We start from the raw sequence: 24,993 nt of genomic DNA, 5'->3' as shown, positions 1-24,993 counted from the left end.
TATATCAGTTTTTTTCGTTTACACAAAACCTGAAACGGTCTCAAATGATCGGTTATTTTACTTTATCCAATAAATTTTTTATTCCCAGCGAGCATTAAATAAACTTCTTCAAAAGCGTATTTAAGTTTTGCAATACAACAGGGAAGAAAATCGATTTTTTGATCTATGACTTTTATTCTACAATTAAAACGAATTTACACTCCTATCTAATTCGATTCTTGGACAGAAATTGCTTAAGTTCGCTTTTACCAAAATTTGTGAATCCCAATTTATAATTGGTAGAAAACCTGTTTACATAGAATATGCAAATACCTCTAAACTTTATAATTCTTATTTTTCTGCACAGTTTGTTCAATTAAGTCAATGCAAACGTGACATGAATGAAATATCTGAAAGCCCTATATTAGTTCAAACACTAAAATATTCTCTCAAATCCCAGAAACAGGGGATTGTTTCTCTAAGATCATTTCCCTGTTTCTATGCCTCTTATTATGTTACCATCAAAACTGACCCGTTTTTTATTTCTTAACTAAACTTAGCATTCTTCTAATTCATATTAACTTAATTATGACGTATACTAGATTTTGTAAAAATAATTTTTTTTAAGCGAAAAAGATATGGTCTGCATCCGTTTGATAGAATTAAGTCACGGCAACAACCTCATCATAGGATAGCTATAGAACCATGTCCGATAAGATTATAAAACTAAGTAAAAACATAACAAGCACGATTTAAAAGATCTCATTTGTAACAGTATTGAAAAAGCTTTAAATCCCCTGCTCGCTAAAGAAGCTGGCGGAGCTAGTCAATGTGGAGAAATACGTGCAATCTGCCTGCCGTCAATGGTATCGTTCTGGTCATTACGAGAAGAGTCTCCATACAACAGCAGGCGAAGTGTAACTGAAAATTCGCAAACTCAAAGGTTTACCTTTCGAAACGGCAATAATTAAATGCTATCGACGCAGAGAATCTTCTGCGGAAGAATGTTTTCTTTCAGGCAGCAATCGGCGCTTTTCCTAATGGACAGAGTACTTTAAATCTCGTATGTGCCAGACTGTTAGTTACCATATGACAAGATTTTACTTTTGCAGAAACTCATGTCATTGTCACTTTTTTCAACAACCCAATCTACTTCCCTACTATTTTTATAGATCCATTATTAACAACAAACCAGCTTGTAGACCGGACTCTGTATAAACACTTAATGTCTTACTGGTAATATCTTTACCAGATTCATCGATTCGGAATCTGGGCTACTATTATACTTTACTACCGCTTTTTAATCTCACATAAGGCTCATCTAATCTTTCTTCATAATTTCTGTTGTCTTTGTCTACTCCAAGGCCAAATGATAATAATCTGCCGTTCCTCTAATTGTTGATTTTTTTAAATATCCTTTATTTCTATCATTTTCTTTTCCTCTTTCGCTATTACGAAACATTTAATCAAAATATACATGCAATTAAGATGTATTTCTCTATTACAAATTATCTAGGAGTAAAATAACCATCCAGAAAATCGAACCAGATATAAATATCGGTCACAATATCTGACTGTGAAGACGCAATACAATCATAACGTAAGAGCAAGTTGTTGCACACGTATAGCTCTAGGGGCTTGAATTTCTATACGCGCTTACGCCAAACTTGAGACAAATAGAATGAATATAAATAATAATCAACTTGTTGCTCTCAGAAAAAACTTATTTGTTATTAATATCTTTGAAATCTTTAATGATCTTCCTCTTTAGTAAAAATACTTACAGCATAAAAGAGAGGCACAAGAAAATCTGTTTCTAACAATGCTTGTCCTCTTAAATACAGAGTCCTTCTGTATTAATCATCTATAAATTCATTCAAAGAATACTTTCGGATTTCGCACAATGTATAATGTTTAGTAAAATCAATGTTGGACATAAGTATTATTTTTCTAATTTATCCCCCCTCAATCAAATAGCACAATCACCCTCATTAACTCTTTCCTCACTCATAATAATGAAAGTTTTTGTATGAACTGTCGTTATCGCAGTCTGTAACTGGTTCCAAAACAAAATTATTCATTGGGTATAAGGCATAATCTAAGAAGCTTTCAAAATCAGGAAATTATATATCGTGCTACTTAATCTGAAACTCTCTTAATTCACCTTTTCAAATGTCTTTATTCAAACTAATATCGTCGTCAGGTAAAATGCCCACTCTCAATTATACATTGCAAGATAGCATTCTTTCTCTCTAATATAATATTTTATTATCTTAAGGCACTATCCAAGTTTCTATTGTAAGCACTATGGTATTCCCATTGCAAATTACCAAATATTTGTTATTGTGTTTTTGATTTTATTCTTCAGCAAACTCACAAATTAATTCCATTATTTTAACGACTAATCTCTTTTTGTCGTCATCAAAAGTATTAAAAATTCTCCCAAGTTCATTATCTATCTTTCCTCTATATTCACCATATAAAATATAATCTGCATTTGTCTCTAAAGCTTCTGCTAATCTATACAATGTGTCTGCCGAAAAACCTTTTTGTCCACTCTCTATTTCATATAAAAATTTAGGAGAAATATCTGCCATTTCTGCTAAATACTCCCTTGTATAATGTCTTTCTTCTCTCAAAAATCGTATTCTTATACCTGCATTTTTGTATAATTTTTTCATTTGTATTTCCTTCCTTTTTTCTCATAATACTTTGATTTTTAAGTTATAAAAAGGAACAATATGTATTTATTATCGGCACTATTATTCTATATAGTACGTTACATAAATATCTTTTTTAAATAATATATTAGTAGATATAATTAACTGTCGAAACTATAAATATATTAATAATAGCCTTTTTTATCTTACTGTAAATATTAAAATATCCCTAAATACACTAAGAGGCTTATCAACTAATAAATTTTTATCAAATAGAGACGTAACCACATCGAAGTTTAACATATAAAGCTCAGAACCTAAAGTAATAGTTTAAAAAGTTAATATATGGAAAATCAGGTTATCAATTTGTTTCTTATCTTTTGATCTGTGAATCAGCAAAAATACTGAACTATGTAAGCTTTAAAAACAACAGATACATGCCTCAACCACAATATTAAAAGTACTTAAACAAAGACCATGGGTATATAAATCCTCTCTATGTTATAAAGATACAATATATTCTTTACTACAAGGAATTATCACTCTAAAATTCGGAATCAGCCATATAGGGGAAGCAGACTATAATTCATGCTCCATACAAAGATCTAAACATCTAGAATCTCACCCTTATTCTGATCATTGCTATAATCAATAACCCCAGCTCGGTTAACCCCGATCTGCTCGACTGTCCCATTCAATATGTATAATGATATGGAGTTTTTGTTCATTCTGTTGAATATAATAAGAAAATTTTGAACACAGAAGTGGTCATCATCGGCAAGTTACATTCTTCCAGGTACCCTTTCTAAAAACACTTTTTATATGCACCATTGCAGAACAATTCTTTATAGATATAGTAATCTAACATCCTGGTGTTAGATCATAAATAGTACAAAATAAACATGATCATTTTCAATAAATGGTATACGATATTCATAGATCAGGGAGGAGAATGGTTATGGCAAAAAGTGCTAAATATTCACAGCACTTTAAAGAAGATGCAGTACAGTTTCGACTTAACCATCAGGAATTACCACTTCGCAATGTGGCATAGAATCTTGGAATCAGTGAATCCGCACTGAAAAACTGGATGAAATCAGCTCCCTGACTGTGAAACGCCAGGTTTCTGTCAGCGGAATACTGAAAAATTTAGGCGTTTCACGTTCGGGATATAATATATGGAAGAAACGGGTTCCTTCGGACACATCTGTTCGCCGTGCAGTTTAAAAAAATCCAACGGTGGAAAATTATATACGTCAAATGGGAACCAGAGCTCAATGAGTGAAACCGTATATCCAGACAACTATAGATTCTGACTTCAGCCAGAAACTCAAAAATATCCTCAACGAGGACTTTAATCCTGCGCATCCGGATGCCGCTTGGTGTTCTTATATCAACTATATTTGGACATTTAAAGGATTTGTGTACCTTACCAGTGTCATAGATCTGTATTCAGGAAAAATCATTTCCTGGGTGCTTAGTGAGATGTTGGAAGCTTCTCACGTAGTGGAGTATATTGAAAAAGCAAAACATGTTAGAAAAGTTAAAAAACCATTGATTTTCCATTGTGACAGGGGATGTCAATATGTATCAGAAGCATCTCAAAAAGCGACCACAGGGATAATCCTCAGTTATTCAAAGAAAGCATATTCATGGGATAACGCCTGCATGGAATCCTCCCATGCACTCTTGAATAGAGAATGGATCGGATCCACCGATTTAAATTACTTAATTATACACATGCATATAGATTGGTTTTTGAATACATCGAAATATTTTACAATACCGTACACATTCACAGTCATTGTGTATATTTGTCTTCAATTAAATATAAGAAGCAATATCTTAAAAGTATGGAGAAGAATGCAATAAAACCGAGACGGAGGTGCGGACATTCTCTTGGACTAAGCTGTTAATCCAAAACTGCGCCTGTACTTCATAGGACTCATATATCCTAATGATTTTTTAATTCCTGTTTCATTATACCATACAAGATAATCATTTAATATATCTATAAAGGGAGTATCCCAAAATCCTAAAATGAAATTTTAAATTCCACCGTCCGCTTATGCGGTGGAATTTACCTCCGCACAGTTGATATTTACTCTTTCATACAGAAATGTTATGGTTATCTCTCCTTCTGACAGCAGTAGAAGGAGGAACATTATGAGTAAATATATTCCTGGTAACCAGAAGCATCTTACTCTTGAAGATCGTATTTATATTGAAAATGAATTGAATAAAGGTACATCTTTTAAGAATATTGCCAAATTCTTGTGCAAGGATCCTACTACTATTTCCAAAGAGGCAAGAGCACACAGATTGTCTGACTGGTATCACAAAGGTACTTTTTATAATGCGAAAAACTTCTGCATCCATCGGTACCATTGTAAAAAGACCAATTCCTGCGGCAAGATTATCCTCTGTGGGGTAAAGTGCGTTTCCTTCCCCACTTGTAATCAGACTTGCAAAGACTTTGTAAAAGAACGCTGCAGCAGACTGGATAAGGCTCCTTATGTCTGTAATGGCTGTTACAAAGAAAATCAGCCACTGTACGATTGCACATAAATACGACTACAACGCAAGTTTTGCTGACAGGAAATACCGCGAAAAGCTCCGGGATTCCAGACCCGGTATTAACATGACAAAACGGGAATTACACCAGAAAGATAAAGTCATTTCTCCTCTGATCAAACGGGGACAGTCTTCTTATCATATCCTGATCAATCATCCGGAATTAGATATGTCTGTCCGTACTATGTACTCCTATCTCAATCAAGGACTGTTTACTACACGGGACATGGATTTAAAACGTAAGGTACGTTTTAAACCACGGAAATGCCATAAAACACAGATCACAAACCGGACAGTTTTTGCCAATCGGTTATACAGTGATTTTTGTAACCTGGAGCTCCCATCCTATGTTGAAATGGATACGGTACATTCCTCCAGGGAATCCAAAAAAACTCTGTTGACCCTGTTCTTTACAAAAGAAAAACTGTTTCTTGCTTTTCTCATGAACCGGTGTACGGAAGGCTCTGTGCGCCTTGTTTTTGACCGCTTAGAAAAACGCTTGGGAACCTATGAGTTCGCCTCTGTATTCGAGTATATCCTGACAGACCGTGGCTCAGAATTCGGAGACCCTGTCGCATTGGAAACTGGTGTAAATGGAATACAGCGTTCCAGTATTTATTATTGTGACCCAATGCAGAGCGGACAGAAAGGCGGACTGGAACAGGCGCACACGATGCTGCGGATGATCCTTCCCAAAGGAACCAGCTTTGAATTTCTTACTCAGTGGGATGTAAACACGATTGTAAACCATATCAATTCAACCCCAAGAGAAATCCTTGGTGGAAGAACACCGTACAGCATGGCAACCGAAACATTTGGGGATGAGATTCTAAAAGCATTTCAGCTTAGGCCGATAGAACCTGACCAGGTCAATCTAACACCTAAGCTGATCCGCTTTAATCACTAAGCAACTATCTCAAAAATCTGCTGTCGGACTGGAAGTAAACTTTTCACATTTTTTTAATGTGGCCGGTGGAATTCAGTCCAGCACACTGATTCTCAGTGGCCCGTTTGCCATGCCCAAAAACAAAGATTTATTTGAGAAGTTGGCATAATTATAGCAGATATCGATGTTTTTTGCTTTATTAAAACGCGTAAAAACTGAAAAATTTAAACCCTTGTGGAATTTAATCATGCACTGGAATTTAAAATTTCAAGTCAGCAGTATCCCAAAGTTTGTATCTTACAAGGAGATCAAGCCTTTGATGGCTGATCTAAAACGTGTATATATGCAACCCCAACGGAAGAAATCACATTAACGGAACTGGACAGCTTTGATGAAAAATGGAGCGGAAAATATTCTAAAATCACGAAATCCTGGAAGGACAACTGGGCGAATCTTTCGACTTATTTTAAGTATCCGTAACCGGTCCGCCGTATGATCTATACTACCAATACAGTCGAGGATTTAACCGTCAGCTCCAGAAGGTCACCAAATCCAAGACGGTATTTCCTTCCGACGATAGTCTCCTGAAAATGCTGTATCTGGCTATGATGGATATCCCAAAGAAATAAACAGGCCACCGTCAGGATTGGGGTCAGATCCATTCACAGTTGGAGATCTTTAGTGTTAGGATATAAATAGTACAAAATAAACATGACCATTTTCAATAAATAGTATATGATAGTCATGGATCAAGGGAGGAGAATGGTTATGGCAAAAGGTACAAAATATTCCCAACAGTTTAAAGAGGATGCGGTACAGTATCGCTTGGATCATCCAGAGTTGCCACTTCGCAAGGCTGTGGAGAATCTTGGAGTCAGCGAATCTGCGCTGAAAAACTGGATGAAAGCAGCAAAGGAACATAAAGGCAAGGTTCCTACCCGCGGTTCTGGAAATTATGCAAGTGAGGAAGCGAAAGAGATTGCCAGATTGCAGCGCCAATTACGAGATACGAAGGATGCTCTTGAAGTGTTAAAAAAAGCAATCGGTATTCTGGGAAACTGACAAAAGCTCTTTACACGGCTGCTTCTGAGTACGTGAAAGAAATCAAATCCCTGCCCGTGAAACGTCAGGCTTCTGTCAGCGGAATACTGAAAAAATTAGGCGTTTCACGTTCAGGTTACAATGCATGGAAGAAACGAGTTCCTTCGGACACGTCTGTTCGCCGTGCAGTTTTAAAAGAAAAAATTCAAAAGATCTATGAGGAATCTCATCAAAACTACGGTGCTCCTAAAATTACTGCAGAATTGCGAAAATCCGGGGAGTATGTTTCCGAAAAAACAGTTGGAAATTATATGCGTCAAATGGGAATCAAAGCCCATTGGGTGAAACCATATATCCAGACAACCAAAGATTCTGATTTCAGCCAGAAACTTAAAAATATCCTCAATGAGGAATTCAATCCCACTCATCCAGATGCTGTCTGGTGTTCAGATATCACTTATATTGGGACATTTGAAGGATTTGTGTATCTTACCAGTGTCATGGATCTGTATTCAAGAAAAATCATTTCCTGGGTGTTGAGTGAGACGCTGGAGGCATCCCATGTAGTGGAGTTTCTTGGTTTCTTCTTAGGAAGGGCTAGACCGTTTCAAGTTTTTAGTAAACTAAGATCATAAATCTTCGGGAGCGATAGTACTATGAAAATACGAATTAGAGATTTAAGAACCTCCAAAAAAATAACGCAAACTTCATTGGCTCTTGCTATAGGTTGTTCACAAAATGTAATTAGTAAAATCGAATTAGAATACTCTGTTCCTGATGCAGACATTCTATGCAAAATTGCTGACTATTTTCATACTTCTGTTGATTATTTACTGTATAGAACTGATCAGAGATATAGCTTGGCCCCTGAGTCATCTTCATTCAATTCACGAATAACTGAATATATGTTCAAACTTCAATCCCTTACTCCCAAGGAAATAGAGTCCATTTTTATTATAATTGACGGATTGCTGGATAATGAAATAAAGAGGTGATATTTTGTTACGAATCGCAATTTGCGATGATGATCTGCCTATTAAAAGCGAGATCGAGTCGCTGCTTTTAGATATTATGCAAGATTATTGCATTAAGATGGATATCGACATATTTTTCGATGGCAAAACCTTATATCAGCAAATTCAATCTGGAACAAATTTTGATATCATTTATATGGATATTGAAATGAATGATGTAGATGGTATTCAAGCAGCCCGTCTAATTCGTGCTCAAAACATACCATCTATCTTAATATATATTTCGGCCTATGAGACTTATTTCAAACAACTTTTCGAAGTAGAACCGTTTCATTTTATTTCTAAACCAATTAATGTACACCTTTTTTACAAATATTTCATGGAAGCTTACAAAAAACTAACCTCTCAATTACAGTTTTTTACATTCAGTTTTCATCAAAGATATACTAAAGTCCCCATTTCAGAAATTATGTATTTTGAAAGTCGTGGACGTACCATCTTGATTCATACAACTACAATGAAGTACCGATTTCTAAGTAAACTCGATATTATTGAAAATTATATGCTAGATAATGAAATACATTTTTTACGGATTCATCAGTCTTATTTGATTAATCCATATCACATTCGTTCTATTACCCTTTCAAACATCGAAATGGTCGATCATAGTATTCTTAGTATAGGGCCTAAATATCAAGCTCAAGTGCGATTACAATACTTATACATAGTTGAGGAGTTATAAATGTTTATTTTGGTAATTTACATATTTCATTTTTGGTTATTACACGCTTTTTTTAACTGTTTTTTCGTTTCTAAGAAGCATCAGTCCTTTTCTCTCAAGATAATAGCATGGGCTTGCTTTTTTATTGTACAGCTTTTTATTTCTAGCCAGATAACGTATCCTTTAATCCTATTCACTTTTAATTGCTTTGTTACAATATGTCTGTGCCGCTTACTCTATCTAGCACCCTTAAAAAAGCTACTCTTCCTGTCCATCACATTTTGTGCTACCGGAATGCTCATTGAAGTAATCGTATCTCTGGTTATGCAAATTATAGGCGACAACATAAATAGCGGTTCCATTTTAGGTGCCGTTCTTTCAAAACTTGTTTTGCTTGCTTTTGTTCATAGCATATCTATCATACAAACTCAGAATAGCCGCCGAAGCCCTGCATTATCATCCTGGATATTATTATTATTTATGACAATTTCTAGTATAGTCATAATTCATACTTTATACCTTTTTAATCAAACAAGTTCTTTTCTTGTTTTTCAGGTGTTATCCTTTTTGAGTATTATCTTACTTTTATTCATTAATGTTGGCTTTTTCCTTTTTGATGATAAATTAAGCAAATATACAGACATGAAAGTGGAAAACTCTATTTTATCTCAACAGCTTAAACATTACGAGGCATTGCGCGCTGCCAAAGAAGAGCAGATTAATTTTTTCAATCGCGAAAAACATAACCTCAAAAATCAACTTCTCTCAATTCGAGCCTTTGCCTTAAAAGCTGACTCCTCAGCAATTATAAATTTCATTAATTCATTACTTAAAGACCCCGACTTTGGTCTTACTCCATTTTCAGTATGCGAAAATCTTATATTTGACGCGATTATAAGCTCCAAAGTCAATGTAGCTAAAAACAATAAAATCAAATATACATGGGATATAGATGTCCCGCACTGCCTTCCATTTAATGATACTGATTTATGCGTTCTTCTCGGAAATGCTATTGAAAATTCCCTTGAGGCTTGTTTAAATGCTAAAAGTACCAACAAATTCGTTCATATTGCAGCTCACTATAAACAAAACTGTTTGTATATGCATATTGAAAACACTTATACTCATCAACTAGTGAAATCAGGCAGAAAATTTTTTTCAACTAAAAGAACGTCTCGGTTACATGGCTATGGTTTACCATCAATACAGCATGTTGTTAATAAATATGATGGTGTGTTACTTACAGAAACCAAAAATAATTTGTTTGAATTAAAAATTATTTTATATCCAACTTAATCATTTATCCAAAAAAGAATATATTAACTCAATTATTTCTATAACAATTTCTTTTTTTGGTTCTTCAAATAGATTAAGTATCCTCTGTGCCTCATCGTCTATCTTACCTCGATATTTACCAAATAGTATGTAATCAGAATTGGTGTCTAACGCTTCAGCAAGCCTATACAGAGTATCGGCCGAAAATCCTTTTTGTCCATTCTCGACTTCATACAGAAATTTAGGAGATATATCGGCTAATTCTGCCAAATGTTCCCTCGTATAATGTTTCTCTTCGCGTAAAAATCGTATTTTGGAACCTGCTTCATAATATATCTTTTTCATTTGTATCACTTCCATAGATAAATGGTACTTCATTTTTTTCTAATTAAAAATGAACTATTGTTAATATTTATACTGCCATCGTACCTATTCTATACATTTTTAGATGTATTTTTTTAATATGTCATAAAAAACAGGGTATCTGATAAATTCTCAACTCTCAAGTCTTATGCATCTATAATAAGATATTATAAATTATCATCAAATAATCCGCATTGAGTATTCCGGGCGGTTTTGGTTCTTCCGCATATTTTGGTATAAAGTATGGATTTTGAGCCTCATACATGATAAAATTAATATAATTAAAATGAAAGAAGGAATCTTGAAATGCCCACAAATTCTTCACTTGATTTACAACGATTTTATCCAGATGAGCTTGATATGGTTTCAATTGAAGAAGATCCTGATGAAATAAGACTACATATGCTCTCCAGATCAAAATCTTTTTGCTGTCCAAAATGTGGTGAAGAACTGCGTAAGCTGCATGCTACCCATCACCGAACAGTTCAGGATCTGCCGATTCTCGGGAAGCGTGTTTTTTTGGATATAAGAGTACATGATTTTCAGTGCCAAAATCCCATCTGTGAAATCGGTGCATTTTCCGAAACATTTCATGGTTTCTTAAACCATTATAGCCGAATGACAGAGCGGCTTATAGATTTCGTTACAATACTTGCTCTCGAAACCAGTTGTGAAGCAAGTGCTCGTATTATGCAGGCTATGCATGTTAAGATTAGTGGTGACACAGTAATCCGTATGCTTTTGAAAAGATACCAGACGCAATCCCATATACCTTGTGGAAGCCATATTGGTGTAGATGATTTCGCTTTTAAAAAACGACATACTTATGGGACGATTATTGTTGATGAAAATTCCCATATTCCTGTTGCTGTTCTGGAAGGACGGGATGGATCTGCCCTAAAAGCATGGCTGACTCAGAATAAGCAGGTAACAACAGTGACTCGTGACTGCGCATCTGCGTATGCAAAGGCAGTGGAAGAAATCCTTCCGGATTGTATGCAGATTGCAGACCGGTTCCACTTGCATCAAAATCTCCTGGAGGCAGTAAAGAGTGTAATAAATTCAACAGTGCCAGTGGACATAAAAATTCCTAAAGATGCTGCTTTACCTTATGCAGAAACAGCGGTTTCGGACACTCTCGTGGAGAGCAGTAAAAAAAATGTCTGAGGCTGTGGATAATTCAATAGAATACAATCCTAAAAGTGTACAACTATATAATAACATTCGAGAATACGCCGCTGCCGGATACAGCAAAAGAGAAATCGCTAAAATTTTGCATTGTGGACGTAATACAGTCACTAAGTATCTTAATGGCGACTATGAATCCCTATGCAAAAGAGATTATCGGAGCGGCATGGATCAATTTTATGATGATATTATAAAAGAGCTAAATGCAGGTGTGAGCAGAAAAGATGTCTATTGTCATCTGCTCAAAAAAGGTTATATGGGTAAGCATTCGGCTGCCTATGATTATATGAATAAAATCATAAAACGAGAGCATATTGATATAGCTGTTTATAAAAGTTCTTCTGCAGAGGTTATTCAAAAGCGAAAGAAACTGCAACAATATGACCATATTTCACGAGCAGGCATTTTTCGTTTCCTGTGGATGAACTCTGACTTGAGCAAGGCACATTGTACTTATATTATGGAGCATTATCCTAAAATCCGTCAGTTAGATATATGTATCCGTGAATTCCGGAATATCTACAATCAAAAAATATGGTGCTGCTTTATTTATTCATTGAAAAGTATAAACTATCAGAAATACAGGAATTATCCCGCTTTGCAGAGGGGCTTGAAAAAGATATTGAAGCAGTCGAAAATTCGGTTGCAAGCCCGCTGTCTAATGGATTTGTTGAAGGAACAAATAATAAATTAAAAATGGTAAAGCGTACAATGTATGACCGATGCAGCCGTCAGTTATTAGAAGCAAAACTTATGTATCGCCCTAATGTATAAATACCAAAATATGCGGAAGAGCCCCGAAGTCACGGAATACTCAATTGACAGGAATCGGGATCAGACTACGATCTTTGGGTGCCGTTCTTCAAAAGCTCCGCTGGGATTCAGGGATAATCCATCGCACAGCCAGTGAATCTCTTTGAGAGTCACTTTCCGCAGTTCATCCGGTGTATCCGGCCAATGGAAGGAATTCCGATCCAGACGTTTCATCAGGATCCAGAATCCGGATCCGTCCCACTGGAGAATCTTGATCAATGTGCGTCTGCGATTGCAGAACACGAACATACAGCGGGAGTACGGATCGAGATGGAATTTCAGTTTGATAATTGCGGCCAAACCGGTATAGCTTTTACGGAGATCGGTCACTCCGCACGCCAGATAGACGGTTGTGTTTCCAGAGAAATCAAGCATAGTTCTTCAACGACTGCCAAAGCGTAGTCAGTAGCCTGGCTGGGCAGTCAGCGCCAATTTCAATCCGGATATTTTCCGGAAGAAGGATCGTAACAGAATAATTTCCTGTCCCGGAGTTCAACTGCAGCTCTTGTTCCGAAGGCAGCTTTGCGAACACCAGATCAGGTTCAGGTTCTTTTCCCGGTGCTTCTGACGGAATCTTTCGGATCCAATAGCCCAAAGTAGACTGGGGGATCTTATTCTGCTGACACCAGTCTTTTCGGGATAACCCGCTTTCCTGGAAAGCATGGATCCGATCTGTCCAAAGATTAGCTTTTGAGATTACATTATTATTCATATCCATTGGTATTACCTCCATCATTTGAGACCATCTTATCAAATGCAGGAAAGGATTTGAAGATACGGATGATTACCTACTTACCTTCAAACTTAGATTTTCTCACAAAAATACTCCCTTCTAGATAACAAGTTTTTTTATACTTGTCTATCTAGAAGCAAGCATATCAAATTGATTTTATTATATAAAACCTTCCGTTACATATTTATTGAAAATCAGTACACGGTAAATCATAAGTACCCGCGTATTTTTTGACCGCCGTTCCCGGCGGCCGGTTTACACATTTGTTGTTTTTGTTTTGCTCCGGCAGATTTCCGGCAGCTGTTCAGACCATGGAAGCAGGTCTTCCATAAAACGGTAATCCGTATCTTCCTGATGGTCCTTCATCACAGTCAGGACGTATTCCAGATAGCGGAAAGGATTCAGGTTATTCGCTTTCGCTGTTTCTGTGATGCTGTAGACGATCGCACTGGATTTCGCGCCGTCGATACTGTCGATCAGCTTCCATGCATGTTTGTGCAGGCAGAAGCTGCGCAGCGCGCTTTCCGTTGCGTTATTATCAAGCGGGACTTCACCGTCACCAAGGAATACTTTTCATGCCTCTTCCTGGTTGATGCAGTAGTTGATCCCTTCCAGGGTTTTACCTTTGATCAGACGGCCGGATTCCTTGATCTCTTTTGCCCACGCAAAGAAAGCCTCTACCAGAGGTTTGAGGTTGATCTGCCGCTGTTTCCTGCGGTCGTCCGGTTTCAGATCTGCAAGCTGGTTGTCCAGATGATAGATCGCTTCATAGGCGACCGTTTCTTTGGCTGCCTCATGCTCCTTTTTCGGCAGTGCTTTCAGGGCATCTGCGAAATACCTTCTCGCACGGGTCCAGCACCCTGCAAAGACGATGGCTTCGGTTTCCCGGTCCAGCTTCCGGTAGGTGGAGTATCCGTCGCAGATAACGACACCGGTAAATCCTTTCAGGAATTCCCGGGGATAGTCTACTTTCCGGGTCTTCTGGTATTCATACAGGATGATTGGGGTATCCCCATATCCCTTTCCTGTCCGGTAGACCCACATGTAACTCTTACTGTTCGCCGGCCGCCCATCCTTTGATACCTTGACCGGAGTCTCATCGGCCTGCAGCACATGGAAGCGGTACATCCTGTTATGAAGGTAATCATAAAGGGGCCCCAGATACCGGTCGCACACTGGATCACCCAGTTGGCCATCACCTGCCGGGAGATGTGAATGTCATTGCGCAGGAATTCCTGGCTGATCCGGTATAAGGGAAGGCCGTTTACATACTTGGCATTCAGGATGCTTGCAGCCAGGGAAGGGGTCAGGATGCTGTTTCGGAGCAGCTCCTTTAGCCGGTCTGCTTTCACGATCGTCTGGTTGTCCTTTCCGGCATACACAGCCACATGGTGTTCTTCAACTGTGTAGACTGCCGGCTGTACACAGACTCTTTTATAGACTTCATCCGGAAGCTGTTTCCAGCCAGCAGCGCCAAAGATCTCCTGCAGCTTTTCTTCCGGAAGGGTATGGGGAATGACTTCTACGGGAAGATCCTTAATATCTTCCTCGCGTTTTCCTTTTTTCTTCCGGCGCATGACCTGGATCACATCCTCTTCTGCGGGCTCGACGACATAAAGCGTCTCGGTCAGTGCTTCCGCTTCGTTAAAGATGAGCTCCAGTTCCAGTTGCCCGGCAATCACATCCAGCTTTTCGGAAGAGCGCCCATAACGGTGGTTGTTTGCAGACGCGATCTGCTCGATCAGGCGTTCCATGTTTGTATTCAGTTGGGCCAGCTGGTCCTGCATGGACAGGATCACTGCAACGAGTGTTTCCCTGCTGAAACTGTTCAGTTCTTCCGGTAAGTAGATCTTCGTCATGTTCGGTGCTCCTCGTTTTTGTCTTGCTGGGACTATTGTACCGCAAACTAAAAGAAAAAGCGAACCGAGCGAAAAATGAGTCCGTCATTCTTACCAAAGGATAAACACTCTGAAAAGCCGAAAAAACTATTAGTTTTTTCAGTTTTTCAGAGTACTGATCCACACATCAGCCGATCGCTGTGGAGTACTCTTAATGGAATGAATGGTATGAGATCCGGATGTGGATAACTCTCCACGTATCTGTGTTGGCGAACCGGAAAAGATTTTTAAATTTCTCCGTTTTGCACAACGCATCACAGGAGATCGCCGGGCTGCACTTCCTGGATCGGATGTCTGGATACGATCTCCAGCCCCTGCATCAGCGCCCTGTATTGTTCCGGCGTGATCTCCAGAGCCTCTTCTTTTGTACGGGGCCAGCTGAAGCCGCCAAGCTCCAGCCTTTTATAAAGGAGAAGGAATCCGTCCCCTTCCCATACAAGCCCTTTAATGCGGTCACTGCGTCTTCCGCAGAACAGGAAAAGGATATCCTTTTCGTATGGATCCAGCTGGAAGTTGAATTTCACAATGGATGCCAGCCCGTCAATGCCGCGCCGCAGATCTGTATAGCCGGCAGCAATGTAAACCTTCCGGAATCCGGATGCGTTATTCAGCATCGAGGATCCCTCCTATCCGGGAGAGCAGTTCTGCCGAGGCTGAATTCGAGATCTCCAGGACAAGTTTCCCTTTCCGGATCACAAGATCCGGATGGAAAACGGATGATGCATCTGGCGACACAGCAGGAAATTTAATCTCAGCGAAAGATACCGACTGCTTAACGGCAGATAACTGTCCTGTCTCTGTAACTGCAGGCAGGGACGGATTCTGAGAGGCTTCATAAGCTTCCCGGCGCAGGATGCGCTGCCAGTAAAAGAACTGTTTCTCGGAGATTCCGTTTGCCCGGCACCAGGCGGTCTTTGACATTCCACTGTTCATACATTCATTCAGGATCCTGGCCCAGTGCTCTGCACGGATCTGATGCGTGATTTTATCCATGGCGCTAACTCCTTTAAAAAACTTGTAGTTTTCTGGAGTTATTATCTCATGGAGCGAGGAAACTAGCACGGTACTGGGGATTTACCGTATACGAAAATCAAAAGATAACATTAAGATGTATGGGGTTTATGGCATTCCGAAGAAATTCAAATTAGCCTCTTGTCCAAAGTGGTTATTCTCTCCATCCTTTTCACTATTTCCTTAATGAAAAAATTATTGATTATGAACTATATCTTTTATAATTGCTTCTATGCTTCTATCTGATATAACAACATCTTTAATTGATAATTTTTTTCTAAGTAACCAAAGTAATTCTACCGGATCGTAGCTCTCCGTATCATATTCAATCTGAATATGATCTGCCTCTACTCCCACAATTTTAAAATTCGTCTCTTCTAAAATCGCACAATTAACCTCATTATTTCCTTCACATTTTATTGAAATAGTCTTATACCTATTAAACTCTTCTCTAACATTCTCTATTGGCGAATCTAATATAATCTTTCCATGATTAATTAAAATAATTCTTTTACACAAAGTTTCTATATCTTGATAATCATGCGAAGTAATAACAAAAGTTACCTTTTTTATGTCATTTAACCTTTTTATAAATGCTCTGATACTATCTTTAGATTCAGTATCCAGACCAATTGTAGGTTCATCCAAATAAACAATCGATGGATCATGTAAAAAAGCAGCAGTGATGTTACTTCTAACTCTTTGCCCTAAAGATAATTGTCTTTCCGGCACATTTAATAACTCTTTCAAATTCAGGACATTTACAAATTCTTCAAGATTATTATTAAACTGAACGTCAGGTATATTATATAATTTCTTTAGCATTAAAAAAGAATCTTTAACTGGTACATCCCACCACAATTGGGATTTATTCCCAAAGACTACACCTATATTTTTATTATTTTCCAATCTATGCTCTAAAGGGGCAATTCCATTTACATAAACTGCTCCACTAGTTGGCTGCAAAATTCCTGACAACATTTTTATTGTCGTAGATTTTCCGCTTCCATTTGGGCCGACATATCCGACAGCTTCACCTTTTTCGATCGTAAAACTAATATCATTCACTGCTTTAAATTCTTCGTACTGTCGCTCAAACATACCTTTCAAAAAATTATCATGCCTTTTTCTTCTCTTATATATTTTTTTTAAGTTCTTTACTTCAATTATATTTTCCATATATTCTTGCATGGTGTTTATAGAAGTTCAAACACCATTATTTCCTTTCTTTTTGATCTGGTATCATGGTTTAGGTACTACAGCCTTAAATTTGTGTCCTACAACCCTAATTACTCTATAGAAGCGTGTAACCCCTACAATCATCTAAATTAGTTATATATTGTATTACCAGAAACATTTATACAAAAACTTGTTTCACTCGAATTTGCATTGATAATCATAACTAGATCTTACAGTATCAAACTTTTTGGAAAAAGGTACTACATTTATAACTTAACTTTAGCGCTCTCAAATAATACTGATAATATGCATATGCTGCTCTTCAGACTTACTTCCCTCGAATCTGACACACGATCATTAGTCATAAATCTGAAGGCATTATATTAACAAACTTCTTGCTAATTTATACTCGGATTTCCACACCTAGCCTAATTCCCTTAGTTTCCAGTACTATTATAACTCCTCAATCCTTTTTTCCAAACATTTATAGCAATAAATCCAATGATAATAGAAGTACAAAAAACTATTAGCGGTATAGGCAATGTTTCTTTTTGGCAAATATACATTGATGGATAATATGCAACAAAAGCAAAAGGCAGAATAGCCGTAAGCAATACCTGCACTCCAAATGAAAAAACATTCAAAGGATATCTTGCTAATTCACGTACTGTTTGAACAAAGATTGCTATAGACTCACCTCGAACCAACCAAAAATTCAAACAATTAAAAATTAAATATATACTTGAATTAATTATAAATCCACATATTATCATTTCAATAGTACATATAGCTAGTTGCCAATTCCATACAACGCCAACATGATTTGCGAAAAAAAGAAACATAAAAAAACTCAATCCAAAACTAACAACGGCTGGCAATTGAATCCTAATTCCTAAAACTTGAATCAGGACCGAAGTGGGACGCAGAATCATATAATCTATACTACCGCTTCTTACAAATTCGCCTATCTCCCACACAGCATCCCCAAACGCTTGACTCAACGCTTCTGTCATTCCTCCAAAAGCAAACAACAGACATAATTCCCAAATTGTCCATCCACCTAACTTTCCCATAGTATTCGCAATAATAATGAGTCCTAAAAATTTTACAAACTCTCTCAAAATCATTGACACAATCCAAATAATACTATCTCCCGGATATTCAGTCATAATATTCCAGGCCATCTTTAAATATGAAATGAACACTTCTAAATAATATTTTGCTCTAATTATTTTCATAAATCTATCCACCCTGAACAGTCACTTTTAATATTACTCTTTTATAGATTGCTTTACTTATAATGGACAAAATAAAGATCCACATAATCTGCAAAATCAAATAGCCTAAAATCTGATTAAAAGTATATTTTCCCAAAATACAATTAACCGGAACAGAAATCATACTTGCAAATGGAAGATAAATTAGTACATTTTGAATTATTTCTGGGAAAAAGGCAAGCGGTATAATACCTCCAGCCAGAAAACTTAAGATTGCATCTTTCGAAAACTTCAAGCCATAACTATTCATGGTATAGAATCCACATAAACCTATCAAAAAATCAAAATAGAAGGTAATACACATGGCCAGAAACAACATAACAACAAAAATAATGACCAACCAAAAGTTAGTTTTTATTTCCCCATTTAACATCACCATCGAAATTATAAAAACAGGTAGACCCTTGGCAAGATAAAAAAAAGCAAATTCACCCATTCTTTTTCCAAATAAATTTTCAATTAACGAAATTGGACGCATCAATTCCACATCTATTTTTCCTTGATATATCCACGAGCTCAGTTCCATGTTTATTCCATTTGACATGTGATTATTTAAAATTTGTGACAAAATAACGTATACAACAATTTCCTTCGGAGAAAAGCCATTAATTTCAGAGCTATTTTTAAAAACCGCTTGCCATAAGCTAAAGTATAAACATATTGCTACCAACATTCCTAGCAGATCAAACCATACACTTTGCATGTATGCCATTTTTTCCTTAAAACTCATTTTCCCGAAATACAACAGGGTTGTAATCTTTTTCATAAACTCCATTATCGTAATTCCTTTGTTATTATTATTTCACATGGTTATATCAAAGAGTACTGGTACCGCAGCATTTTAAGCATAAAGCATTTCTATTCATTACACAATATCCTATTCTATAATTTTATCAGTTATAAAATTCTAAACTTAGCCTATTATCTTTGTAACGATCTAATTTTCTTTCTGACTAGTATCATGTAGATCCTTTTTATAATGTAAAAACGCAAAATACAGCAGAATCACTCTATACAGTAACCGTTACATGTCCTTTCTTATCTTTGCCTTACTTTTCCCAAATCAAAAAAAGCACTATAACTGTCTATGCATCTCCCTTTCCTATAAATATCCGTTCTTGTAAGAATCTAGTAACTTTAGAAATCTACAAGTTTTTAGTAGTACCCCTTATGCATAAAATTAAATACCTCAGATATCTACAGAACGCAAAAAAAATCCCGAATGAATACATAAATAGTAGTAGAATACTCAAAATTACCCGTTCTAAGAAAAGGGATTTCATAAAACCTGTTCTTCTCTTGGCGTAAAATTTTTTGTAAAAATTTTTATGGAATCTCAGAATCCCTTACTATGTGTGCTATTTTGTTTAGATTAGTCTCCTACAATTTAAAATGTGATATTTTCTCTATAATTAAACCTCTATCCGTTTCTCAAAACTCATCTACTGTTTTATCCGTATCCTATAATCCCAAAAGGTTCTCTCTCGTGTCAAAAGAATTCTAGGAATCAAAATAACACAACCGGACTCCAGATACAAATTGTCTGCATTAACAGATAGCCTGTTCTAGCAGATCGCAATTCCCCTCTTATCTATAAGCTATCTCGGATAATAGAAAATAATCACGATACGGCAATACCAGTTATTAATGATGAAACCAGAGAGGATACTCTGACATCTAATCCGGGAAGTGTATTTCTGAAATCTCCTATAGATCATTATTCAAAATAGAAAGAATAAAAACTTTTTCCGTTTTTGTTACTATGAAGAGATATAGGAATTATCCACGCCCAAGTCTTATTGTTTTCATCTGACAAAGATTTCTCACTGGAATCATGCTATAGTGTAGAGAAAGCTCTGGTAATCTTTTTAAGTAAAATCAATAAGATTCCGTTTACCACGCTGAATTCTCTTGTTTTATTTGCTATATTCTATACATGTTCAACTTTTTCTCTTCTGCATTAACAAATAAGTGTTCCTTTAATTTTCATGCACTAAGCAGCTCAACATTAAAACAAACATATCAAAACAACTGAAATCCATTTCTTACCAATTATTTTCTATAGATCGTTTCAAGAATATCTGCTATTTTTTTACTTGCATATCCATCGCCATATGGATTTATTCCATTGCACATTTCATCATATTCTTTTTCATTATCTAATAGTTTTTTCATATTATTGTATATGACTTTTTCATCCGTTCCTACAAGCTTTAAATTTCCTGACACTACTCCCTCTAAACGTTCAGTTATGTTTCTTGTCACAAGAACCGGCTTTTTTAATGCTGCTGCCTCTTCTTGGATACCTCCCGAATCTGTTAAAATAAAATAACTTCTTTTCATTATATTATGAAAATCCATAATTTCTAAAGGCGCCACCAAATGGATTTGTGAATTTCTCCCTAAAATTTCATCTGCAATTTTTCTTATTTCAGGATTCAGATGAATCGGGAAGAGAATTCTAACATCTTTATATTCATCTACAATTTGTCTTATTGCTCTAAATATTTTCCTCATAGGTTCACCCAAATTTTCTCTTCTATGGGTAGTAACCAAAATTAGTCGATTTCCCTTAGCCCACTCTAATTCATTACTATGATAATTCTTGGATATTGTCGTCGCCAACGCGTCAATTCCAGTATTTCCTGTTATGAAAATATTGTCATATTTCTTTCCTTCGTTTAACAAATTCTGTTTAGCCTGTTCAGTTGGTGCAAAATTGTATTGAGCTAAAATACTCACTATCTGCCTGTTAGCTTCTTCTGGGAATGGCTCTGAAATATTATATGTCCTTAATCCCGCCTCTATATGTGCAATAGGAATTTGTAAATAAAAGCTGGCAAGAGCAGCTGCTACTGTTGTTGTTGTGTCTCCATGTATCATTACCAAATCTGGTTTTTCTTTTTCTAATACCTGCTTAATATTAGATAAAATAGAAGAAGTTATATAAAACAGATCTTGTCCATTTTTCATAATATCCAAATCATAGTCTGGAATAATATTAAAAATTCTTAATACTTGATACAACATTTCTCTGTGTTGACCTGTAACGCATACTCTTACATCAAAAGTTCCCCTTGATTTTAATTCATTAATTAGCGGGCACATTTTTATTGCTTCTGGTCTTGTTCCAAAAACTGCAATTATTTTTAACATAATTCTCGTCCCCCTGATTCATTGTATTATATCCCTTGTATATGTTTTTTCTAATACATCAGACAAATCTTCTGTTATTCTATTAGCTATTATTAAATCGCTTTCTTCTTTAAATTTTTGTATTTGTTTTTCAACTTTAATATCTTCATAATATTCTTTATTCCATTTAGGTTCAAAAATAATTGTTTGACATTTATACGTTTTTAACCAATGAACAATGTCTAAAACTGCTGATTCTCTAAAATTATCGGACCCTCTTTTCATTGTTAATCTGTAAACTCCAACAATTACTTTCCGTTGCTTTTTAGAAATTTTCTCAATTTGTTTCTGAATTTCATTTATAATAAATTTTTTTCTGATTTCATTTGCCTCGATGCTTGCTGAAATCAGTCTTTCTGGAATATTAGTAAAACTTTTTCTTAATTCTTTAGTATCTTTGGGAAGACAATATCCACCATATCCAAAGGATGGGATATTGTAATAATTTCCAATTCTCGAATCATCACAAATTCCCCTAATAATTTTTTCGCTGTTTAATTTCAAAGAAACCGAAAAATTATCAATTTCATTAAAAAATGCTATTCGCATTGCCAAATATGTATTTGCGAATAATTTAACAGCCTCTGCCTCTGTTGTATTCATAATTCTAACAGGTACATTTTTATGATCTTCCAAAAAAATTTTTGATATATCCATTATTTCCCTTCTATTTGCATTTTCGGAGAACCCTATGATAAGTCTTTCTGGATTTTTCTCATCTAGTAACGAACTCCCCTCCCTAGAAAATTCCGGAACATAAAACAAACTAATAGAGGGGAACTCCCCTTGCAATACTTTGCATCCTTCAATTGGCAAAGTAGATTTAATAATTACCACGGGGATTTTAGAACATCTGCTAATATCTTTTAGAACTTGTCTTATTGTATCTAAACCCAAGTGCCCTGTTTGATGATTAAGATTTGTAGGTGTTGCAATAATTACGTAATCTGCATCTTCTAATTTTTCTTCTATGTCACTACAAATGCCAAGCTGCTTTTGTGATCTTGTTTTTTCCATTTCAAAAAATTTTTGTATTTCTGTATCTTCAATAGGCGATTCAGCATTTAAGAGCTTTGCTATTTTTTCTTGATCTATGTCAAAAATACAAACATTATTTTTTTCGCTCAGAAACACAGCAACAGAAAGACCTACATACCCTGCACCAAAAACAACAATATTTCTTTTCTTTCTATTTATCATATTATATTTCCACCTCTGGCAATTTTATAAAACTTGCTTTTATATCTCCACAGTATATTTTATTCATAGCCTGTCTATTTATCATTTCTTCTTGAACATTTATTCTAGGAAAATTACTTGAAGAAATTTCACATCTAACCCGGTGCCCAGCCAAAAAGGAATATGCTATTGTTCCTATAGTCAACTCATAACTTCCTTTTTTATTGGCATTTTGTTTTATTCTCAGAACAGAGTCTAATATATTAATAGGACAATTATCTTGATCAACATCTACTATTTTTATAGCATAGTCCATTTGTTCTAATGTTGATTCACAAACTAATTGTATTTTAATTTTCCCAATAACACATAACTCCTTAGTTAACCTTTCAGATGTATAAACCAACACATCTTCTCTATTTTCAATGAGTTCCTGATTTTTGGGGCCTCCCAATCCCTTAGGGATTGCATCAATGCATCTTCCTCCACAAGTTGGCACAAGATCATTTCCCTTATACGTAAACTCGTCTTCATTGTTTTTACTTTCTTCCCACTGTAATCTTCTTTCCTTGTCTCCTAATGAATTAGTATATATTGCCAAAAACATGTTTCTTTCGATTACAGTTGGCTGTTTATGCAAAGAATACCATTTATTTTTTCCCATAATAAATAGCTTTATTTCTGACACAACATCTTCACCTTTTTCTATCTTGGAAAACCAATCCAAAATGTCAGTTGATGAGTATTTTTCAAAATTGTATATGCCGTAGTCAACATCGCCTACAGTGGCTTTAAAGATTTCTGTATGCGACCACGGTCCGATTACTAATTTTTGAGGTTTTGAAGATCTATTTACTGCTAAAAGAAATTCCTTAATTGTTCCTTCACAAAAAATATCATACCATCCTGATACATAGTACCCACTTGCATCCCAATACCGAGCATTTGTCTTTTTGTCTATATAGTTCCAATACTTATCATCATTTTCATTGATCCAGTGTTTATAGTATGGGAGATTATTATTTACTGGAAAATCTGTCAACTTTCTTTTATATAATTTTGCTATATCATTTGATAGAAATTGTATGTAATCAATTACAGATGGTTGTAACATATGTTCCTCGTCAGTAAAAGCAAAAGAATGTGACCACGACTGTACAAATGCTTGTTTAAGGCAATGATTTTCATAAAACCAATCTCTTCGTATATTTCCTGATGACATAATCGGTGAAATTGCAACTACGCCTTCCTCTCCCCCCATCATCATCGCAGTAAATCCTTCATAAGAAACACCCAATGAATAAATATGCCCATTGCTCCAATTTTGTTCCTTTACCCATTCAACAGTAGTTTTTCCATCTTCCTTTTCATTTTCAAATGGCAAAAAAATACCTGTTGATTCATAACGTCCTCGAACATTTTGAACAAGAAGTGCAAAGCCCTTTTTTACAATTATATATGGATCAAAAACAGTATTTATATTATGCTTTCCATACGGTGTACGCATAATAATTACTGGCACTTTATCCGATTGAACAGGTAGATACAAATTACCATTTAAATATTCTCCATCGCTGGTTTTTATATCTACTTCTTGTAATATAATTTTCAAATTTGATTCTCCTCATATTATATAGTAGTAGTGTTTATAGACCCTCTCCAAGGTCTGTATGCTATACTGTTTGTAGATACTATGGATCGGTACATTGCTCCTACCACTCTGATTTAAGGACTGTTCCAACCATAATCTTTTTTGTAGTTTAAACCAACCATATACCACATAGCAGTTAATTAAGAACGATGTTGTAATCTCAAGGAGTTTCTTGGATTCTACAGGACAATACAGAAAAGAAGCCTATACCTTTTGCCATGAAACTGTAAAAACATCCACCAACTCTTTATGTCCTCAAAGTCTTTGGAACTAAACCACACCCTCAAACTCTTTCATCAAGTAACTCCTTAAATTGATAAAGTCATAGCAGCCATCAAACGAATCATGAGAAAAAATTTCATTCGTCTATTCTAACAATTCCCAGCATCAGGTCAG

General features: G+C 35.9%; 20 protein-coding genes and 3 pseudogenes. 10 read left to right on the top strand and 13 right to left on the bottom strand.

Annotated elements, in window-relative coordinates:
* Positions 1-2,336: 2,336 nt before the first annotated feature.
* Positions 2,337-2,660: a helix-turn-helix domain-containing protein gene (locus AOA56_RS01030; RefSeq protein WP_024733052.1), complete on the bottom strand. Its 324-nt coding sequence runs from the start codon at positions 2,658-2,660 to the stop codon at positions 2,337-2,339.
* Positions 2,661-3,920: 1,260 nt separating this feature from the next.
* Between AOA56_RS01030 and AOA56_RS01020 the strand changes: the two genes are divergently transcribed.
* The 8 genes and pseudogenes from AOA56_RS01020 to AOA56_RS15990 all read left to right on the top strand — a co-directional run bounded on the left by AOA56_RS01020 (position 3,921) and on the right by AOA56_RS15990 (position 10,131).
* Entirely contained in the window at positions 3,921-4,511 is a 591-nt protein-coding gene (locus AOA56_RS01020; RefSeq protein WP_238117696.1) for a DDE-type integrase/transposase/recombinase, read from the top strand.
* Between the two features lie 294 nt (positions 4,512-4,805).
* Positions 4,806-6,120: pseudogene (locus tag AOA56_RS15435) on the top strand (IS30 family transposase).
* A gap of 262 nt (positions 6,121-6,382) precedes the next feature.
* Positions 6,383-6,725: pseudogene (locus AOA56_RS16695) on the top strand (transposase); the annotation flags it as partial.
* A 142-nt stretch (positions 6,726-6,867) separates the two neighbouring features.
* A complete protein-coding gene (locus tag AOA56_RS01000; protein WP_024733054.1) occupies positions 6,868-7,161 on the top strand; it encodes a transposase in 294 nt (97 codons plus the stop codon).
* Between the two features lie 32 nt (positions 7,162-7,193).
* A complete protein-coding gene (locus tag AOA56_RS00995) occupies positions 7,194-7,775 on the top strand; it encodes an IS3 family transposase (protein WP_205694922.1) in 582 nt (193 codons plus the stop codon).
* 21 nt (positions 7,776-7,796) lie between these two features.
* Positions 7,797-8,135 carry a helix-turn-helix domain-containing protein gene (locus tag AOA56_RS00990; protein ID WP_024733056.1) on the top strand — a complete coding sequence of 113 codons (339 nt, stop codon included), beginning with the start codon at positions 7,797-7,799 and terminating at the stop codon, positions 8,133-8,135.
* Positions 8,136-8,139: 4 nt separating this feature from the next.
* On the top strand, positions 8,140-8,856 hold the full coding sequence (locus AOA56_RS00985; protein WP_024733057.1) for a LytR/AlgR family response regulator transcription factor: 717 nt from the start codon (positions 8,140-8,142) through the stop codon (positions 8,854-8,856).
* Between the two features lie 546 nt (positions 8,857-9,402).
* Entirely contained in the window at positions 9,403-10,131 is a 729-nt protein-coding gene (locus AOA56_RS15990; protein ID WP_162224685.1) for an ATP-binding protein, read from the top strand.
* Here AOA56_RS15990 and AOA56_RS00975 read toward each other — a convergent pair whose 3' ends face one another.
* Complete coding sequence (locus AOA56_RS00975; RefSeq protein WP_024733059.1) at positions 10,132-10,455, bottom strand: helix-turn-helix domain-containing protein; 324 nt, start codon at positions 10,453-10,455, stop codon at positions 10,132-10,134.
* A 324-nt stretch (positions 10,456-10,779) separates the two neighbouring features.
* On the opposite strand from AOA56_RS00975, the gene AOA56_RS00970 reads away from it, so the two are divergent.
* Together AOA56_RS00970 and AOA56_RS16755 are read left to right on the top strand one after the other, a co-directional pair.
* Positions 10,780-11,640 carry an ISL3 family transposase gene (locus AOA56_RS00970; RefSeq protein WP_053768779.1) on the top strand — a complete coding sequence of 287 codons (861 nt, stop codon included), beginning with the start codon at positions 10,780-10,782 and terminating at the stop codon, positions 11,638-11,640.
* A 555-nt stretch (positions 11,641-12,195) separates the two neighbouring features.
* Positions 12,196-12,435 (top strand): transposase, encoded by a 240-nt coding sequence (locus AOA56_RS16755; RefSeq protein WP_117493586.1) that lies wholly within the window; start codon positions 12,196-12,198, stop codon positions 12,433-12,435.
* Between the two features lie 60 nt (positions 12,436-12,495).
* Here AOA56_RS16755 and tnpB (AOA56_RS00960) read toward each other — a convergent pair whose 3' ends face one another.
* The 11 genes and pseudogenes from tnpB (AOA56_RS00960) to AOA56_RS00900 form a co-directional block, all read right to left on the bottom strand.
* Positions 12,496-12,849 carry an IS66 family insertion sequence element accessory protein TnpB gene (gene tnpB, locus AOA56_RS00960; RefSeq protein ID WP_024733060.1) on the bottom strand — a complete coding sequence of 118 codons (354 nt, stop codon included), beginning with the start codon at positions 12,847-12,849 and terminating at the stop codon, positions 12,496-12,498.
* Positions 12,842-13,192 (bottom strand): IS66 family insertion sequence element accessory protein TnpA, encoded by a 351-nt coding sequence (tnpA, locus tag AOA56_RS00955; RefSeq protein ID WP_082349805.1) that lies wholly within the window; start codon positions 13,190-13,192, stop codon positions 12,842-12,844. Before tnpA (AOA56_RS00955) ends, tnpB (AOA56_RS00960) begins: the two co-directional genes overlap by 8 nt.
* Positions 13,193-13,462: 270 nt before the next feature.
* Positions 13,463-15,066 (bottom strand): annotated as a pseudogene (gene tnpC, locus AOA56_RS16855) (IS66 family transposase).
* Between the two features lie 293 nt (positions 15,067-15,359).
* Positions 15,360-15,719, bottom strand: coding sequence for an IS66 family insertion sequence element accessory protein TnpB (gene tnpB, locus AOA56_RS00935; RefSeq protein ID WP_024733062.1), 360 nt, complete (start codon positions 15,717-15,719; stop codon positions 15,360-15,362).
* Positions 15,709-16,098 (bottom strand): IS66 family insertion sequence element accessory protein TnpA, encoded by a 390-nt coding sequence (gene tnpA / locus AOA56_RS00930; protein WP_053768778.1) that lies wholly within the window; start codon positions 16,096-16,098, stop codon positions 15,709-15,711. Before tnpA (AOA56_RS00930) ends, tnpB (AOA56_RS00935) begins: the two co-directional genes overlap by 11 nt.
* Positions 16,099-16,311: 213 nt before the next feature.
* Positions 16,312-17,295: an ABC transporter ATP-binding protein gene (locus AOA56_RS00925; RefSeq protein WP_024733064.1), complete on the bottom strand. Its 984-nt coding sequence runs from the start codon at positions 17,293-17,295 to the stop codon at positions 16,312-16,314.
* A 437-nt stretch (positions 17,296-17,732) separates the two neighbouring features.
* A complete protein-coding gene (locus tag AOA56_RS00920) occupies positions 17,733-18,533 on the bottom strand; it encodes an ABC transporter permease (protein WP_024733065.1) in 801 nt (266 codons plus the stop codon).
* 4 nt (positions 18,534-18,537) lie between these two features.
* Positions 18,538-19,338, bottom strand: coding sequence for an ABC transporter permease (locus AOA56_RS00915; RefSeq protein WP_034594715.1), 801 nt, complete (start codon positions 19,336-19,338; stop codon positions 18,538-18,540).
* 1,286 nt (positions 19,339-20,624) lie between these two features.
* Positions 20,625-21,728, bottom strand: coding sequence for a non-hydrolyzing UDP-N-acetylglucosamine 2-epimerase (gene wecB / locus AOA56_RS00910; RefSeq protein ID WP_024733067.1), 1,104 nt, complete (start codon positions 21,726-21,728; stop codon positions 20,625-20,627).
* A gap of 18 nt (positions 21,729-21,746) precedes the next feature.
* Positions 21,747-22,967 (bottom strand): nucleotide sugar dehydrogenase, encoded by a 1,221-nt coding sequence (locus AOA56_RS00905; RefSeq protein WP_053768777.1) that lies wholly within the window; start codon positions 22,965-22,967, stop codon positions 21,747-21,749.
* Between the two features lies 1 nt (position 22,968).
* The gene (locus AOA56_RS00900) at positions 22,969-24,558 is read right to left on the bottom strand and encodes a CocE/NonD family hydrolase (RefSeq protein ID WP_024733068.1); all 1,590 of its coding nucleotides are present in this window, start codon (positions 24,556-24,558) and stop codon (positions 22,969-22,971) included.
* Positions 24,559-24,993: the final 435 nt, after the last annotated feature.

Origin of the sequence: Sellimonas intestinalis, assembly GCF_001280875.1 — a bacterium.
Taxonomy (GTDB): Bacteria; Bacillota; Clostridia; order Lachnospirales; family Lachnospiraceae; genus Sellimonas; species Sellimonas intestinalis.
Note: the sequence above shows the minus strand (reverse complement) of the source record. Positions and strands in the feature narration are given on the sequence as shown.